Raw genomic sequence first — 19861 nt, forward strand, 5'->3', positions numbered from 1 at the left:
ATCGTTTCCTCAAAAGGCGGTTAGCGCTGGATCTGGTACAGGGCATTGGCCAGTGCAATGTCTTCCAGGCCCAGGCCGATGGAGCGGAAAAACACATGGCGGTCGTAGTCCGGGCGCTGCGCCATGTCGCTGAGCAGCTCAGGCAAGTCGCCGACGATGGTGCGCTTGTCCCAACCGTGCCGTTCGCCGGCGATCAGCATTTCACCGGCCGCGCCTGGGGTGGTCTGGCGATAGTCGCAGAACACGTGCATGTGCTCCAGGCATTCGGGCGGCACTTCATGGGCGCGCGGCGCGTTGGTGCTGATGGAGGTGATCAGCGCGGGTTTGCGCAAGCGTGTCGGGTCGATCACAGGTGTTGCCGAGGAGGTGCAGAGCAGGATGACGTCGGCGTCTTCCAGGGCGGCGTCACAGCTCGTGGCGAGGGTCAGGCGCGGGTCCAGGCCCTTGAGGTGGGTGAGGGTGTCGGCATTCGCGCGACCAAGGCGTGGCGAATACAGGCTGATGTGCTGCCAGTCGCGCAGGTTCTGCACATAGCGCACGTGCGCCTGCGCAACCTTGCCGCTGCCGATAATCGCCAGGCGCCGCGCGGCCGCCGGTGCCAGCGCATCCACCGCCAGCGCGGTGGTGGCTGCGGTGCGCGCGGTGGTCAGTTCGGCGGCATCGCAAAGCAACAGAGGCTGGCCGGTGCGCATCGACATCAACAGCGTCCATGCGGTCACCAGCGGCCCTTGCTCGCGCACGATGTAGGGCGAGGTCTTGACCCCGTAAACCCCGTCTTCGGCCAGCACGCCCAGGTAGTTGATAAAGTCGCCGGCGCCCTGAGGGAACTCCACCAGCTGTTGCGCCGGCTGTACCGCAAGCCCTGCGGCCAGGTCGCGAAACAGCTTGCGCAGGATGTGAGGCACATCGATTTGCGCAAGTAATTCGTGGGCCTGGGCCTGGTTGATCACGTGAGGCGTGCTGGGCATGGCTATCTCCGCGGATAAACTGATTTGTCCATTATGGACTTATAATTCTGTTGAGCAATATCCGTATCAAAAAAGCTACAGCGCTACCTCCCGCTAAGTTGTGATACGCACTGAATCAATGCATCAGGACTGATACAAATGGGTACATTTAATTGACGCCAGCATTTCGCCATCCTATTATCGCCGCCGATTAGTGGCTCAGTGCCATATAGAGGGATCTAGAAATGTGGCGTTTGGAACGTCGGACAGGGCTTGGCCTGCTGTCCGCTTTTTTTTGCCTGGGCGTTGCCGGATTAGCGCAAGCTGCCCCCCCGCAGGCCACCCCGGGCATCACCGACCTGATTCGCGACCGCCAGGACCGGCTGCTCGAAGACCAGCAGCGGCGCCTCGAAGAACTCAAAGACTTGCCCGGCAAATCCGCCGCGCCTGCAACGCCGACCACGCCCGTGGATACCCGTTGCTTCCCGATCAAAACCATTGAACTCGCCGGCGCCGATGCGCTGCCCGAAGGTGAGCGTGACGCGCTGATCAAGCCCTATATCGGCCAATGCCTGGGCGTGCCGCAGCTTAATGAAGTGCTCAAGGTCATCACCGACCGTTACTTGGCCAGAGGCTTGGTGACCAGCCGTGCCTACCTGCCACAGCAGGACCTTTCCAGCGGCAACCTCAAGATCCAGGTAGTCGAAGGCAAGCTCGAAAGTTTGAAGGGCGTCGAAGGCAGCGGCATCACCGACCGCCAGTTGGCGATGAGTTTCCCAGGCAAGACCGGCGAGTTGCTCAACCTGCGCGAAATCGAACAGATGGTCGACCAGCTCAACCGCCTGCCGTCGAACCAGGCGCAGATGGAGCTGGCGCCGGGCAGGGCTGTGGGTGGCAGTGATGTGCTGGTCAAGAACACCCCACAAAAACCTTGGCGCGTCGGCTTGTCGCGCCATAACGGCGGCCAGCGCAGCACTGGCGAGCAGCAGTGGGGCGCAAGTCTGGATTGGGATAACCCGCTGGGGTTGGCTGACCAACTGTCGCTGCGCGGCGGCCACGATGCGATCAGCGATCACCAGAAAACCTCGCGCAACTCGATGCTCAATTACAGCCTGCCGTTCGGCTGGTGGAACCTCACGTACACCTACAGCGAGAGCGAATACCGCTCCCAGGCCCAGGCGAATAACTTCACGTTCAAGCAAACCGGCGACAGCCAAAACCACCAACTGCGCCTGGAGCGTGTGATTCATCGTGACGCGCTGAGCAAAACCTCCCTGAGCACTGGCGTGGCTTACCTGCGCACCAACAACTTCATCGAAGACAGCAAGCTCGCCCTGAGCAGCAACCGCCTCAGCGAAGCGCAGTTCGGCATCAACCATGGTCGGCGGATTGGCAGCTCGTTCCTCAACATCGACCTGGGCATGCAGGACGGCATCGGCGCCTTCGACGCCCAGGCCAACCACCACCCAAAACCGGGCCAGGCCGATGCGCGCTACCGCAAATACAGCGCGACGGTGAGCTATTTGTACCCGTTCACGCTGTGGGGCGAGTCACTCAGTTTCAGCAGCTTCATGACCGGCCAGCACAGTGAAGACGTGCTGTTCAGTCCACAGCGCATGAGCCTCGGCGGGCAATCGTCGATTCGCGGCTACAAAGACCAGATGCTCGCCGGTGACAGCGGTGGCTACTGGCGCAACGATTTGCGTTGGAGCCGCCCAATGACTTGGGCCTGGCTGCAGCCGGTGTTCAGCGAATACGGCACCAGCCTCGGCTACGACCAGGGCGTGATCAGCCACGGCCGCTACAACGCCGAGCAGCATGGGCGCATGAGCAGCAATTCTCTGGACCTGTTTGCCCGTGGCAAGAACGTCGCGGCCAGCGTGACCTTTGCTCACTCCTTGGAACGACCGGCTGCGATCACGGAACGTGAAGCGCCGATCTATTTCCGCCTGGATTTTTTCCTTTAAATTTTTAACCGCCCTCGGGCATAGAGACATGACATGGACGTTCGCCAGTTCGCCTTCCTCGCGCGCCAGCCTTCTGCTGCCGTAAAAAGCCGCTCCCACTTCCTGGGGCTGCCTAAACGTGGGTTAGCGTTAATCCTGGCCAACGCGATGTTCTGGCAGCCGCTGCTGGCCCAGGCCGACGGCATCGTGGTCAGCGCGCCGGGCACCACGCTCGAGCAAGCGGGCAATGGCGTGCCCATCGTCAACATCGCCGCGCCAAACGGCAGCGGGCTGTCGCACAACCAATTCCATGACTACAACGTTGGCGCCAACGGGGTCATTCTCAACAACGCCACCGGGCGTACGCAGTCCACTCAGCTCGGCGGCATTATTGTCGGCAACCCGAATTTCCAGGGCACTGCCGCTAACATCATCCTCAACGAAGTCAACGGCGGCAGCCCCAGCCAACTGCGTGGATACACCGAAGTGGCGGGGCAGTCGGCCCATGTCATCGTTGCCAACCCGTACGGCATCAGCTGCAACGGTTGCGGCTTTATCAACACCCCACAAGCCACGCTGACCACTGGTAAAGCGGTGATCGAAAACGGCCAGATCAGCCGCTACCAGGTCGACCAAGGCAACGTCGCCATCGAAGGTGCCGGCTTGAACGCCAGCAACGTCGACCAGTTCGAAATCATCACCCGCGCCACCACGATCAACGCGCAGATCCAGGCGAAAAAACTCACCATCGTGGCCGGTCGCAACGACGTCGATGCGCGTACTTTGAACGCCACGGCGCGTGCGGCGGATGGCAGCCAGACGCCGGATCTGGCGATTGACTCCTCGGCGCTGGGTGGCATGTACGTGGGCGCTGTCAAGCTGGTCGGCACCGAGGCCGGTGTGGGCGTGCGGCTGTCGGGTGACATGGTTGCCGGCGGCGATATTCAGATTGATGCGGCGGGCAATGTGGTGATGGGCCAGACCTCGGCAGCCGGCGCCGTAAATGTGAAGGCCGCAAGCGTGGCGGCACAGGGATCGGTCTTGGCGGGCAGTGCCTTGAATGTGCAGACCCAAGGCGCACTGATCAACCAAAAAAGCATGGTTGCGCGTGATCGCGTGCAGTTGCAAAGCGGCGGGGCGTTGACCAACAACGGCATCATCGAAGCTGGCGTTAACGCTGACCAGACACGCAACGCGCAGGGCGACATCCAAATCAGCGCCGGGCAGTTGAATAACAACGGCAAGACCCTCATTGCCAGTCGCGACCTTTCACTGAATGTCGATGGAACGCTGAGCAACCAGGGCGGCACCCTGAGTGCGAAAAACCAGCTCAAGGTCAGCGCCGCAACGTTGGATAACCAGCAACAAGGCCGCGTGCTGAGTGCTGCAAGCATTGAGCTGAATGCCGCTCGACTGCTCAACTCTGAGGCCGGGCTGGTCGCCGGCGACCGCGGGCTGCGCGCTAACGTCGGGCAATTGATCAACCGCAAGGGCGAACTCTCCAGCCAGGCCGACGTCACCTTGCATGTCGATGATCTGGACAACGTCGCTGGCCTGATCTCCTCGGGCCAAGCGCTGCGCTTGAGCGCCGGCGCGACCCTGAATAACCAGGCCGGTCGCCTGGCCGCTGGGCAGCACCTGCAGATCGACGCCGGGCAACTGAACAACAGTCAGTCAGCCGTCGTCAGCAGCCAGGGCAGCCTGGGGCTGAACATTGCCGGTACGCTGGATAACCAGCAGCAGGGCCGCATCGAATCCGGCACTGGCGCACAGATCAATGCCGGCAGCTTCAATAACCAACAGAGCGGCGTACTCATCAGTGGTGGCGCGCTTGATCTGGTTGCAGGGCCGGTCAATAACAGCCAAGGCGGTTCGATCAGCAGCGCCAAGGCTCTCAATGCCCGCGTCACCAGCCTCGACCAGCATGATCATGGGCGCCTGTACAGTAACAACGACGTCAACCTGGACCTGGGCAATGGCCACCTCGACAACCGCGACAGCGGCTTGATTAACGCGGGCGGCCAACTGACGTTCAACAACCTCAATAGCGTCGATAACCGCAGCGGTGAGATTTCCAGTACGCATGGTTTTCAACTGACCGCAAACAGCCTGGATAACCGCAGCGGCAAATTGCTCAGTGACCAAGCGCTGGGCCTGCGCATCGCGCAAACCCTGAACAACGGCGCCGGCGTTATTACCGCCAATGGCCTGGAGATTGACGTTGCCAGTTTGATCAACGATCAGAGCGGCCTTGTGCATAGCCGTGATCGGCTGAACGCTCGGGTGAGCGGCGCGCTCGTTAACCAAGGTGCACGTTTGAGCGCCGACGCTGGCGCGCAGCTGACTGTGGGTAGCCTGGACAACAGCAACGGCGGTCAGCTCTTCAGCCAGGGCGACCTGAGCCTGAACCTCAATCGTGGCCATCTGAACAATCAGGGAGGCTTGATCAACTCGCCGGGGCGGTTGCTGCTGACGCAGCTGAGCAGTGTCGATAACCAAGGCGGTGAAATTTCCAGCGTGCAGGCGTTCGACCTGAACGCCGATCAACTTAACAACGGCGCCGGCAAGTTGCTCAGCGAGCAAGCGTTGAGTGTGCGCATCGCCCGTGCTCTGGACAACGCCAAAGGCCTGGTAACGGCCAAGACTCTGGAGGTTCAGGCCGGCACGCTGAACAACCAATTCGGCCGTTTCGCTGCGGTAGACGACCTCAACCTGCACGTCGATGCCGAACTGGATAACCGCGCGGGCAAGTTGCTCGGCAAGCAACTCGTATTAGGGCTTGGCGCGCTGAATAACGATCAGGGCCAGGTGCAGGCTGGATCGACGCTCGCGCTTCACACGCAGGGTGCAATCAGCAATCAGGCCGGTACGTTGGCAGCCGGGCAAAGCGTGACCCTCGACAGCGCCAGTCTGGATAACCGTCGCGGCAACTTGACCAGCGACGCGTCACTGACCGCGCGCATTGCCGGGAACATGCTCAACCAGGCGGGACTCTTCAGCGCCGGTGCTGACCTGCAATTGACTGTCGCCCACCTGGACAACTCACTCAAAGGTCGGATTTCCGCCCAGCAACTGCACATTGCGGGTCAGACAGTGGACAACAGTGCGGGGGGCAGCCTGGCTGCCAAAAGCCAGCTGGGTTTGGCGCTTGGCGGTCAGTTGAATAACGCGCAGGGCTCGATCGTCAGTGATGGGCATCTCGCTATCGAAGCCACTGGTTTGGCCAACAATGATGCCACGCTGTCCAGCAGCGATGCGCTGCAGATCACTACCGGCACGTTGAGTAATCAGGGCGGGCGCGTAAGCAGCGGCACGCAGTTAGGGATGACGCTGACAGCGCTGGATAACAGCCGCGCGGGGCATATCTCCAGCCAGGCCGATGTGAGCCTGAACCTGCAAGGTGGTCACCTTAATAATCAGGGTGGCTTGATCAGCGCGCCTGGGCAGTTGCTGCTCAAGCAACTCGGCAGCGTGGATAACCAGGGCGGTGAAATTTCCAGTGCGCACGCCTTTGAGCTGGCGGCAACGGCCCTGAACACCTCGGGCGGCAAGCTGCTCAGCGAGCAAGCCCTGGTCTTGCGTATCGCCCAGGCACTGGACAACACCCGCGGCCTGATTGCCGCCGCCGCCGTGCAAGTCAACAGCGCCAGCCTGGACAACCAGGGCGGCAAATTGAGCGCTGTCACTGACTTGAACCTCAGCATCGAGGGCGTGCTGGGTAACCGCCATGGTGAACTGCTTGGCCAGCGCACGACGGTCAACGTGGCAGCACTGGATAACACTCAGGGTCGTCTCCAGGGCGACAACCAGTTGACCTTGACCGGCCAGGGCGCCATCACCAACACCCAAGGTACCTTGGCTGCCGGGCAGGTGTTGACGGTGAATGCCGCCAGCCTCGATAACAGCGCCGGCAAGCTCACCAGCGAAGGCGCCTTGACGGTGCAGGTCTCGGCCAACGTGCTCAACCAGGACGGGCTGTTTGCGGCCGGCGACGGTGTGCAGCTCAATGCCGCCAGCCTGGACAACCAGGCCAAAGGCCGCATCACCAGCAAAGGTGATGCGCAGCTGCGTGTGGGCAAACTGGATAACCGCGAGGGCAGCATTACTTCGGTTGGCCAACTGCAGGTCCAGGGCGACGCGTTGGATAACCGCCAGGGCGGGTTGCTCAATTCGGGCAAGGCCATGAACGTGACCGTCGGTAAGGTCGACAATCGTGGCGGTGAAGTGTCCAGCGTGACCGAGTTGACGTTGGCAGGGCATGACCTGGACAACAGTAACGGCGGTCGTGTGCTGGCTAACGGCGCACTCCAACTGACGCTCGACAGGCTGAACAACCAGCTTAAGGGCCTGATTTCAGGGCAACAGGACGTCAGCCTCAAAGCCGGCAACCTGGACAACAGCGCTCAAGGCAATCTCTACGCCAAGTACAACCTTGACCTGAACCTGGCCGAGCACGCCGACAACACCCAAGGCGTGATCCGCAGCGATGCTGGGTTGCAACTGCGCAATGCCAGCCTGGGCAACAGCGGTGGGCGTATCAGCAGCGGCGGGGCGCTGGTGCTGAGCACCCAGGGTGCGATCACTAACCAGAATGGTGAAGTGCTCAGCGCCGGCACCGCGACCGTGAACGGCGCCAGTGTCGACAACAGCCAAGGGCACATCATCGCTGACGGCGCATTGCAACTCACAACGGGTGTGCTGCTCAACCAGCACCAAGGCCGTGTCACCAGCGCCGATCGCCTCAACCTCAAAGCGACCAGCGTCGACAACCGTTTCGAAGGCCGTATCGCCAGTGGCCAGGCGCTCGACGCCAGTGTGACCAGCCTCGACCAACGCGGTGGCGGCGAGCTTTACAGCAACAGTGAACTGACTCTGGACATGCAGCATGGGCTGTTGAACAACGCCGATGGCTTTATCAATGCACCGGGGATGTTGCTGCTCAAGAACCTCAAAGACGTCGACAACCGCAACGGTGAGGTCTCGAGCACACACGCCTTCACCTTGACCGCCGACACCTTGGATAACAGCGGCGGCAACCTGCTCAGCGACCAGGCATTGACCCTTAAAGTCGAACACGCCCTGCTCAACGTCAAAGGCTTGATTTCAGCGGCTGGAGTTGGGCTTGAAGCCTTGCGCCTGGATAACCGCGAAGGCAGCGTCAGCAGCACCTTGGACACCCGCGTGGCCGTCCAGCAAGATCTGCTGAACGACCAGGGCGAGATCGTCAGCGCAGGGCACACCCAGCTGGATGCAGCCAGCTTGAGCAACACCAAGGGGCAAGTGCTTGGTGATGTGAGCCTGGGCCTCAAGGTCAAGGGCGCAGTGAACAACCAGGGCGGCACAGTGGGCGCCGGCACGTTGTTGGATGTGTATGCCGCCAGCCTGGATAACCGCCAGGGCGGGCAACTGGTCAGCAACGGTCAACTGAACGCAACCGTTGACGGGTTACTGGACAACCAGGCCAAGGGCCGGGTGTTGGCCAAGGGCACCATGGAACTGCACACCGGCCAGCTGGACAACCGCGAAGGGCGGCTGATCGGCCAGGACCTGCTGACGTTGCACAGCGCTAATGTCGACAACCGCAGCGGCGTGGTCCTCGCGCAAAAAGACCTGCAACTCAATGTGGCTGAGTTGGACAACCAGAAAGGTTTGCTCAGCGGCAAGGCGGCCTTGGTGTACGCCGGGCAACAGTTGCGTAACCAGAACGGCCTGATCAGTGCCGTAGGGCCTCTGCGGCTGACCGCCGCTAACGTGCAAAACGCGGCGGGCCGTATCGCCAGCCAGAACGACCTGCAGGCCACTGTTGGCGTGCTGGCTCAACAAGGCGGTGAGTTGGTTGCACTGGGTGAGCTGAATTTGAGCGGTACCTCGCTGGACAATCGCAACGGCGGCTTGGTAGGCGCTACAAAAGCGCTGAAACTGACGGTCGACGCCGTTGATAACCGCGCCGGCGAAATTTCCAGCCAGAGCAGCATCGACTTCAAGGGCCAGCGCCTGGATAACAGCGGCGGCAAACTGGTCGCCGGTACGGCGCTGGAGCTGGCCGTGGCCCAGGTGATTAACCAGGCCCAAGGGCTGGTGTTTGCCCGCGATAACCACTTCAACGGCGCGCGGCTGGACAACAGCCATGGCACCTTCTCAGGCCAGCAATCCCTGAACATTGCGCTGGCAGCCATTCCCGGCACCGAACTGAACGGGCAGTTGGACAACCAGCAGGGCCAGATCAGCAGCGAAGGCACGCTGCAACTGACCAGCACCAACCTCAACAACACAGGCGGCGCAGTGTCTTCGGCCGCTGCGCTGACGCTGGAGGTCGGCGGCGCTGTCGCCAACGAAGGCGGCATTCTGGAAACCGATGCCAGCCTCAACCTCACCAGTGCCAGCCTCGACAACGGCCCCAAAGGCCTGCTCAACAGTCGCGGCGCGCTGACGCTGACCACCGGCGCCTTGAACAATAGTGGCCGTATCACCAGTGCCGACCGCCTGGACGTCTCGGCCGCCCAACTGAACAACAGCGGGCGTATCGCCAGTGACAACAACCTCACGGCCACAGTGACCGGGCTGGACCAGCAGGGTGGCGAACTGTTCAGCAAAACCCGGCTCGACCTTGACCTCAATCATGGCCAGTTGACCAACGTCGCCGGACTGATCAATAGCCCGCTGTTGATGCTCAAAAACCTGGCGGATGTAAACAACAGCCAGCTCGGCGAGATTTCCAGCCAACAAGCGTTCACCCTGGCGGCTCGCAACCTGAATAACGCCACCGGCAAGCTGATCAGCAATCAGGGCCTCACGCTGCAGGTGAAAGAGGCGTTAGGCAACGCCCACGGGACCATCAGCGCAGCCTCGATCAACGCGCGTGCCGCCAGCCTGGACAACAGCGATGGCCTGCTCAGCAGCCACGGGGCAATGGACGTCGCCGCCGACCAGGCGATCAACAACCAGCGCGGTACGCTGATCGCCGACGGCGCGTTGCTGCTGTCTTCCGCGCGGCTCGACAACCGTGCCGGTGATGTGACGGGCAAGGCCGCGGTAATGGCCACGATTGACCAAGTCGATAACCGTGGCGGTCAACTTATCAGCACCACCGAGCTGGCGTTGCAGGGCACGGCCCTGGACAACCGCAAAGGCCTGGCAGGCGCCGAAAAAGCGCTGAAACTGCAGGTCGGCAATGTCGATAACCGTGGCGGCGAGCTGTCCACGAATGGCGACCTGGGCTTCACCGGACAAACCCTGGATAACAGCGACAGCGGTCGTGTGCTGGCCGGGCAAGCCTTGAGCCTGACCGTGGCGAAACTGCTCAACCGCAACGACGGCCAGCTCAATGCCCAGCGGCTGATGCTCACGGCGCAGGACCTGGACAACAGCAACGGCAAGTTGCTTGCCCAGCAACTTTTGCAACTGGAACTCAACGGCGAGCTCAATAACAGCCAGGGCGTGCTCAGCAGTGAAGGGCGCCTGAATGTCAACGCCGCCAACCTGATCAACCGCCAAGGCCGTATTTCCAGCGCTCAAGCGTTGGAGCTGGACCTGGCAGGCGCGGTGGATAACCAAGACGGCCAGTTGGTGACCGACAGTACGTTGCAGCTGCGCAGCGCCAGCCTGGACAACCAGAAAGGTGTGGTCAGTGGCAAAGGGGCGGTCTCGGTAACTACCGGTGCGCTGGACAATACCAACGCTCGCCTCAACAGCGGCGACACCTTGAACCTGAAGGCTGGCCTGTTGAACAACGCCGCTGGCAGCATCGGCAGTGCCCAGGCCCTGACGGCCAGCGTCGATGGCCTTGACCAGCAGGGCGGCAAGCTGTTCAGCAATACACGCCTGACACTGGACCTGAACAACGGGCAGTTGAACAACCAGCAAGGCCTGATCAACGCGAACGGGCCGCTGGTGCTCAGTCGTCTCAATGGCGTGAACAACCAAGGCGGTGAAATCTCCAGCGGCCAGGCGTTCGACCTGCTGGCGCGCAACCTGGACAACAGCCATGGCCGGCTGCTCAGTAACCAAGGCCTGGCTTTGCGTATCGACCAGGTACTCACCAACGTCAAGGGGTTGGTTGCAGGTGCGAGCCTGAGTGCCAATGCAGCCTCTGTTGATAACAGCGGCGGTACGCTCACCAGCCGTGGCGACCTCGAATTGACCAGCACCGGTCTGCTGAATAACCAGCAACAAGGCCTGATCAACGCCGCACAAACACTGACGGTGAACAGCGGCGACCTCAATAACCAGGGCGGCAGCTTGCTCGGCACCCGCGCCTTGACGCTCAATGCCCAGACCCTGGACAACAGCGCCAAAGGCCTGATCAACAGCCAGGGCAGCCTTGTGCTGAATGCCCAGGCGCTGGACGCCAGCGACGGTGGCGAGGTGTCGGCCAAGGGCGATATCGACCTCAATCTCAGCGCATTGGCGCTGCGCGACGGCAGGCTGATCAGTGATCAGCGCCTGACCGTGGACCTGGCCAATGGTGACCTGGACAACCGTCAAGGCCTGATCCTCGCCAAGGGACCTTTGACCTTGAAGCGTCTGCGCGACGCGCAAAACCAGGGCGGCGAGATCTCCAGCCAAAGTGCCCTGAGCCTGAGCGGGCGTAGCCTGGACAACAGCGCCGGCACACTCATCAGCCAACAAGTACTGAGCCTGAATGCCGACGCTGTGGTCAATCGCGCTGGCCTGATATCGGGTTGGCAGGGGCTGAATATTGCCGGCGCCAGCCTGGACAACCGCGCTGGCGGCACGCTCTCCAGCCGCAACGGCGACCTCGACCTGCGCCTCAGTGGTGGCTTGCTCAACAGCGGCGCAGGCGTACTGGTCAGCCAGGGACGCGTGGGTGTCAGCGCGGTCAGCCTGGACAACAGTGACAAAGGCATTATTTCCAGCGGTGCGCAGCAGACCCTGAGTGTGATTGGCCTGCTGAGCAACGCCCAAGGCGGCTTGATCGACAGCGGCTCAACACTGGACCTGAGCGCGGCCAACCTCGACAACAGCGCCGGCAGTATCACGGCAATGCGCAACCTGAACGTATTAGGTGGCAACCTGATCAACACCGGCGGCTCGCTGATGGGCAACGACCACCTGGTGCTCGACCTGCAAGGTAACCTGGGCAACGTCAACGGCAAGATCGCCGGCACCGGGGCGCTGGTGCTCAAGCAGGCTATCGAGGTGGATAACCGTGGCGGCCAACTCGCCAGCCAAGGGCGCCTGTCACTGGCCATGGGTGGCCTGAACAACAGCCAAGGCGGCACGGTCGCCGCCAAAGGCCCACTGGCGATTGATGCCAGCGCTATGGTGCAAAACAACGCCGATGGTTTGATTTACAGCCAAGAGGGCGACCTGCAGATCAAAGCCTTCGGCCTGAGCAACGCGCAAGGCAAGCTGCAGGGGCAAAACGGGTTGCGTGTCGAGGTCAATGGCGACCTCGATAACCAGGGCGGCAACATCATCAGCCAGACCGGTGACGTGCAGCTCAAAGCCGGTAATTTCGACAACCGTGGTGGTGTGCTTGCTGCCCTTGAGGGTGATATCGACGCTGGCGTGGTCGGTGTGATGCGTAATGGTTATGACCAGAGCAGCAGCCGCAAGGGCGGTTTGATCCAGGGTGAGCGTCTTCTGCTCACTGCTGGCCAGCTCGACAACCAGGGCGGCCACATTGCGGCGCAGTCGGGTGACGCGCTGCTGACCCTCGCCACCCTGAATAACCAGCAAGGCGCGCTGTATGCCAAGGGCCTGATGCGGGTCCAGGGTGACAACCTCGACAACAGCAACGGGCAGATCGCCGGCGACCAGATAGCACTGGGCCTCACAGGCCAACTGACTAACCAGAATGGCCTGATCGAAAGCACCAACGCCCTGACGGTGGCGGCCAATGCCATCGACAACCAGGGCGGCAAGCTACGCGCGCTGGGCCGCACGGGTGCCACGCAATTCCAGATCGGCAGCCTGTTCGATAACCGCAACGGCGCCGTAGAAACCGCCAACCAGGACCTGATCCTGGCCGCTGCCAGCTTCCAGAACAGCGGCGGGCAATTGCTGCACATGGGTGAGGGCAATTTCGATATTTCCCTGCCCAATGTCACCGGTGCCGGCGGCACCATCGTCACCCGTGGCGGCCTGACCTTGAACGCGGATACCTGGACCAACACCAGCGTCATCCAGGCAGGGCGTTTGAACGTCAATGTCAATAACTTTACCCAGACCGAAACCGGGCAGCTATTGGCCTCCACGCACTTGGAAGGCAAGGGCGGCAGCTGGGTCAATAACGGGTTGATTGCCAGTGACGGCAGCTTGAAGCTCGATTTGGCGGGCGCTTACTCGGGCAATGGCAAAGTCACCAGCCAAGGCACCCTCAACCTGCACGCGGGCCAGTTGGACCTGAGTAACAGCGCGAAGATAACCAGCGGCGGCGATGCGGTGATCAACGTTGATGGCCAGCTCAATAACCGTGGGCGCCTGACCTCTGCGGCCACTCTCAACCTCGCGGCAGGTGGCCTGAACAACTACGGGACCCTGGGCGCAGCGCAAAAGGTAACGCTGACCAGCGCGACCCTGCTCAACGATCATGGCTTGCTGTTCAGCGGCAACGACATGGCGATGTACAGCGACTCGATCACCAATCAATACGGCGACATCTACAGCCTTGGGCGCCTGGACGTTGCCGGCCGTGACGGCGTGAGCAAAGCCGCCCGCCTGGAGAACGTCTCCGGCAGCATCCAGTCCAGCGGAGATATGTCGCTGAAGGTGTCCAACCTGACTAACCGTCGGGATGTGTTCCAGACCAAAGAAATCCCGGGCAGTGGCGGCTCGCTCGGCACCATTTGCTGGGACTGCAGTGGTGGCAGTTTTGTCGTCGACTTCGTCGGCACCGAGAATTATCAAAGTGAGCTGCTGAACACCTCGGCTGCCTCGACTATCCAGTCGAACGGGCGAATGGACATCGCCGCAAACAACGTGCTCAACGAATACAGCACCCTGGCTGCCGGCACGGACATGAATATCACGGCGGACACACTCACCAACAAAGGTGCGACGTCCGGCTCCGGCACGCGCACCCGTACCTGGAGGTTGACCGCGTCCAACGGTACTTACTGGCGTTTCAAACGCAGCGTCGTAGACCCGTACAACGCGCAGGGCGGCCCTAAAAGCTTGCCGGTCGGTGCGTTGTCGGCGTTCCCACTGGTTGCCGACACCCTGGTATCGACCGCCGGGGCGTCACTGGCGCCGGCGATCATCCAGGCCGGTGGTGCGGTGAACATCACCGCCACCAAGACCTTGATCAACAGCAGTGAGACACCGTTCACAGCCTTGACCGAACGCGCCGCGCGCCACGAAGACACCGCTATCAGCACCGGCCCGGCAACGGTGGTGGTGCAACTCGCTGCGCAACTGCCGCCTGACCTTGCCAAACAGCAAGTCAACCCGCTGACACTGCGTGAGTTCAGCCTGCCGACCGGTACCCACGGCCTGTTCCACCTCAGTACCCAAGCGGTCGACGGCACCCAGGCGGTACAGGCCAACACGGGCCCGCAAAGCTGGACCATGGGCGGCGCCAGCCTCGGCCTGGCGCAACGCAAGGACGCGCAACCAGCACCGACGACGCGTACCTTCGATTTGACCCAAGTCGATCAACAGAGCGCCGCGACTCGCCAATTGGGCTCGACAGCACGCCAGGTCAGTGGTGTCACCGCCAGCGCCACGGCGTTTGACGTCTCTGCGGCCACCGATGTGGACAACGGCGGCGTCTGGACGCCTGGCCAGATCACCACCGGTGAGATCGCCCGTGGGGATGGCATCAACAGCCAAAATCCGTCCGCAGGTTCGACCCTGCCTACGGTCAAGGTCAGCGGGCCTGGTGACCAGCCAAACCTGGCGCTGACTGAGCGCGATACGCGCATACAGGTCACTACACCCGGCGACCTCGCGCGCCCCACAGTGAACATTCCCGGTGTCACCCCGGTGATGCCAGGCATCCAGCCGGTAGCCGGCACGCCCAATACACAAAGTCAAGGCAATCGCCCAACGCAAGTAGCCACGGTGGTCGCTAAACCACTCGACGCAGGCGCGCAAACCACCTCGGTCGCCAGCCAGACCGTCAGCCGTGTGCAAGGCTTTACGCCCACCGGGCCGGTGTCCCAACCGCATAAATACCTGGTCGAAACCAACCCGGTGCTCACCGACCTGAAACAGTTCATGAGCTCCGACTACCTGCTGGCGGGCCTGGGTTACAACCCGGATGAAAGTGCCAAACGCCTGGGCGACGGGCTTTATGAGCAACACTTGATCCAGCAAGCCGTGCAAGCGCGTACGGGGCAGCGTTTTATCGACGGCCAGAACACCGACGAAAAACTGTTCAAGTACTTGATGGATAACGCCATCAGCAGTAAGCAACAGCTGAACCTGGCCGTGGGCGTGTCGTTGACCTCGCAGCAGGTTGCCGCCCTGACGCACGACATCGTCTGGCTCGAAGAGCATTCAGTGAACGGTGAGAAAGTGTTGGTGCCGGTGCTTTACATGGCCCAGGCCGACAACCGTCTTGCGCCGAACGGTGCCCTGATCGCCGGTAACGACCTGAACCTGATCGCCGGGGAAAACCTGGAGAACGCCGGCACCCTGCGCGCTACCAACAACCTTTCAGCCAAAGCCGGCAACGACCTGACCAACAGCGGCGTGATCGAAGCCGGTAATCGTCTGGACCTGCTGGCCGGCAACAACATCGTCAATAAGTCTGGTGGCATCATTGCCGGGCGCGACGTCACGCTCACGGCCCTCAAGGGTGATGTGATCAACGAGCGCGCCGTGACCAGCACCGGTGGCGGTACAGCGACACGTCGCGACTACCTCGACAGCGTGTCACGCATCGAGGCCGCGAATGACCTGACCCTGAATGCCGGGCGCGACGTGGCCAACACCGGTGGTGTGTTGCAAAGCGGGCGCGACACCCTCATCACCGCCGGGCGCGATGTTCATATTGATGCGGTTGAGCAGCGCGATGGCTTCAACATGGGTAGCCGCCTGCGCACCGAAACCGTGACACAAAACGGTGCCAGCGTAGAAGCCGGCCGTGACCTGACAGTCTCGGCAGGCCGCGACTTCAGCGCCATCGCCAGCCGCATCGACGCCAAGCGCGACCTGAGCATTACGGCCACCGAAAACCTCAGCGTTTCCTCGGCTGCCGATGAGCAGCATTCCTCCAGCAAGTCCAAGAAAGTCACACAGTCCAAAGACCACATCAGCCAAGTCTCCAGCGTGCTGACCGCCGGCGGCGACGTGTCGTTGAATGCCGGCAAGGACCTGGAACTGACCGCCAGCCGAATTGCCGGTGGCGGCAACGTCGCCCTCGAGGCACAGCGCGATGTGAGCATCCTCTCGGCACTCGACGAAGACGCTTCGTTCTACTCGAAAAAGAGCAAAGGCTCGTTCGGTCGCAGCAAAAGCGAACAACGTGAAAGCTACGACAGCACCAACGTCGCCTCCGTCGTCGAAGCCGGCAAAGACCTGACCATCAACGCCAGCAAAAAAGCCGACGGCGGCATGAACATCGAAGGCGGGCGCGACGTCACCGTGATCGGCAGCCAATTGAAAGCCGGCGGCGACATGCTGCTGGGTGCCACGGGCGATATCGCGGTGCTGTCGGGTGTCGAGGAGCACGGTTCCTACAGCAAGAAGACCAAGTCCGGGTTCCTCGGGCTTTCGAAAAGCGGCAAGAGCCAGCTGAAAACCACCGCCAGCCAGGTCGGCAGCGAGTTGGAGGCCGGCAATGACGTGGTGGTGGCTGCGGGTAATGACGTGCGGTTGCGGGCGAGTGAGATCAGTGCTGAGAACGACACTGAACTGCGCGCCGGGCTGGTGAACAGCACCGGCGACATTAACCTGGTTTCTGCGAATGACACGGCGTACAGCCGCAGCGAGGAATACAAAAAGAAATTTGGCTATGTGGAGAGGCCAACGTCGGTGGCGATCTCTTCGGCGAAGAAGGCCGGGCGTGAAGCGCAGAGCAGCACGAGCGTAAGCAGCCAGGTCAATGCTGACCGCGATGCTACCTTGCAGGCTGAACGTGACATCAACCTGGTGGGCAGCGGCATCAGTGCCGGGCGCAACGTCAGCCTGGACGCCGGGCGTGACGTCAACGTGGTCGCCGCTCAGAACTCCAGCAGCGAACGCAGTTGGGAGAAGAAAAAACAGACGGGCTCAAGTATCTCCAGCAATGGCAATGGCTTCAGTGTTTTTGCAGGCACCGAAGGCTCCACGAAAAAAGATCGCCTGGAACGCGAGACCGCTGCGGGCAGCCAGATCAGTGCAGGCCAGGACGTCGCGATCAACGCTAAGCGCGATATTAACCAGCGAGGTTCCGACCTCAATGCGGTTAATGATATCGACCTGACGGCCGGGAGAAATATCAACATCGACGCTGCCCGTGAAAGCCTGCTCCAAGAGCAACTGCGACAGAAAGAGAGCAATGGGCTGGGTGCTTCAATCAACCACAACTACGCCAATACCAAGGACGCGGTGAGCGGAGCGGGCAAGGGCGAGGACAATGTCAGCAAGGGCTCTAGCACGCTGAAGGCCGTAGATTCGGTGAGCCAGTTCGTCAGCGGGCCGACGGGTGATGCCAAGTTCGGTAATAGCAAACAGAGCAACAGCCAACAAGTTGTCGAGCAGACCAACAGGTCCTCGACACTCAATGCCGGCAAAGATCTCAACCTTAACGCCGGCAACGACGTCGTGGTGAAGGGTAGCCAATTGGACGCCGGTCGCGACATCAACATCAAAGGGCGCGACGTGACCCTTGATATCGCCAAGGGCAGCGTCAGTGAGGAAACCACCAACACCCAGAGTTGGGGCGGCATTCATGGCGGCACCAGTGGCGGGATCAAGGTCGGTGTCGGTGGCAGTTATGGCACCGCCACGGGCGACAGCGCCCAGGGCACCTCTACGCCTACGCAACTTGATGCTGGTCGCGATATCAACCTCAAGGCAAGTAATGACCTCAACCTGATTGGTACACAGGCCAAGGCGCAACGAGATATTGAGCTGAATGCCGGCAAGGATTTGAATATCCGTTCGGCGCATAACGACAGCACCAGCGAGAACAATCGCCACAGTGGCGGCGGGGAGGCGGGTCTTACCTTTGGCTCCGATGGCATCGGCGTTTATGTCAGTGTGAGTTTGGGCAAAGGCAACTTGGAACGAGAAGGCCAACGTCAACAAGAGGCATACCTCTACGCAGGCGACCGCCTGGGGTTCAACAGCGGTAAGGACACCAACATCGGCGGTGCCAACCTACGGGGTGATGAAGTAGTAGGCCGTGTCGGCGGCAACCTCAACGTTTCCTCGGTGGCCGATACCGGCAAGGTCAACGGCAAAGAGTTTGACATCAGTGTTACGGCCACGATCGGCCCGGGAGCGGGTGTCAGCGGCTCGGTCGGCTATGGCCAAACCACCGGCAAGACCGACTGGGTTGAAGAACAAACCAGCATCACCGGCAAAAACAAAGTCGATATCCGTACCGAGAACCATACCCAGGTCGACGGTGCTGTCATCGCAGCCGATAACGGCAACCTTAAACTGGACACCGGTACGCTGGGCTTCAGCGATATCGCCGGGCAGGATAAAGAGCACGGTTACTACCTTAACGTGGGCGGGACGTACAAAGCCGGTAGCAATGACAGCAAAGGCAGCACCGTACAAGACAGTAGCCAGACAGGTAAGGGTAAGGAAGGCAAAACGGGTTGGAGCGTTGAAGGCTGGAATTACGAAAAAGAACGAGAGCAGATTGTCCGTGCCACGGTTGGCGCAGGTGAAATTGTCGTACGCAAGGATGCCGAAACGGGCACTGACTCCACGACCGGTTTGAACCGGGACGTGAGCAAGGCTTATGAGATCACTAAGGATGAGGAAAAGCGCACAGATCTGTATGCAAGCAGTTCCTCGATTGAGGCTGTACTCAAGCCGGGAGAAACGCTGAAGCAATGGTCTGACGGTTTACTGAACTACGACAAAACAGCCCTGGACAACTTTAACAAGGCGGCAGGGGCACTGAATGCGGTGGTCAATCGCGTGGATACCATGTTGGGCCGCCCCATGGATGCTCGCGCAGAAGCCATGGCCGGTAAAGACCTGGCGGAAAGCACGCTCGAAGCGCTGATACTTTCAGGAATGAAACCCAAAGCTGCTATGGCGAAGATGGGAGACCCTGAGTTTATTGATAGCGTTCTCAGGAGCGTGGCGTCGTTAAACGGTATCGAACCTCGCGTTCTTGAGGATGCCAAGCAACTGATTGAATCGAGTACACAGGCGTCTGACCCCAAGGCGTTAGTATTGCCAACGCAGGAAGTCAACCCATCAGGGATTAGTGAGCTTCACGATGTCATCGTTAAACTGGGTGCGATACAGGCTTATAAAAACGCTAACCCAGAAAGTGCGGAAGCTCTCGCCTATGTAATGGCTGCGGCTCAAGGCCCGAAAGGGGTTGCCCAATTTATTGTCATGAAAGCTGTTGAGGGGACAGCGGCGGGGCAAGTAATATCAGAAAATATGGACAAGGCAAGCGCCTTCGTAGGGAAACAGGTCGCCGAAGTTATAGAAGGCTATGAATTAAATCCCACGTTTCAAGATGAAAAATATCTGATCGGCGGTGGCGAGCTGCTTGCCAGTGTTTTGTTTGGGGTGATGCCTGCACGCAAAGGCAAGGGCGGGAAGGAATCAGATTCAAAGGGGCCTCGACCCCTTGCGGAACCTGTCTATAAGACGAATAAGGAGGCTAAGCAGGCTGCGGAAGCTTTAGGGTACAAAAAAATTAATGAAACAGTGCACGGTGGGCAGGCTGTTTTTAAGCGAGGTAATCGATATATTACTAGAGATCTAGACGGCCATAACGGCGGTGCTTGGAAAGCAGCTAAGTCGGTTAAGGATCTTGGCTCTAGAGAAACAAGATCCGGAACGTTTGATGTGAATATGGAGCGCATAGGTGATTGA

The 19861-nt window shown here is 60.7% G+C and carries 3 protein-coding genes; 2 read left to right on the forward strand and 1 reads right to left on the reverse strand.

Annotated elements, in window-relative coordinates; all coding sequences use genetic code 11:
* Positions 1 to 20: 20 nt before the first annotated feature.
* Positions 21 to 968: an ornithine cyclodeaminase family protein gene (locus FPT15_RS18755; RefSeq protein WP_145163570.1), complete on the reverse strand. Its 948-nt coding sequence runs from the start codon at positions 966 to 968 to the stop codon at positions 21 to 23.
* A 224-nt stretch (positions 969 to 1192) separates the two neighbouring features.
* On the opposite strand from FPT15_RS18755, the gene FPT15_RS18760 reads away from it, so the two are divergent.
* Positions 1193 to 2914 (forward strand): ShlB/FhaC/HecB family hemolysin secretion/activation protein, encoded by a 1722-nt coding sequence (locus tag FPT15_RS18760; protein ID WP_145163572.1) that lies wholly within the window; start codon positions 1193 to 1195, stop codon positions 2912 to 2914.
* 33 nt (positions 2915 to 2947) lie between these two features.
* Positions 2948 to 19861: a hemagglutinin repeat-containing protein gene (locus FPT15_RS18765; RefSeq protein ID WP_145163574.1), complete on the forward strand. Its 16914-nt coding sequence runs from the start codon at positions 2948 to 2950 to the stop codon at positions 19859 to 19861.

Source organism: Pseudomonas sp. RGB (genome assembly GCF_007713445.1).
GTDB lineage: Bacteria > Pseudomonadota > Gammaproteobacteria > Pseudomonadales > Pseudomonadaceae > Aquipseudomonas.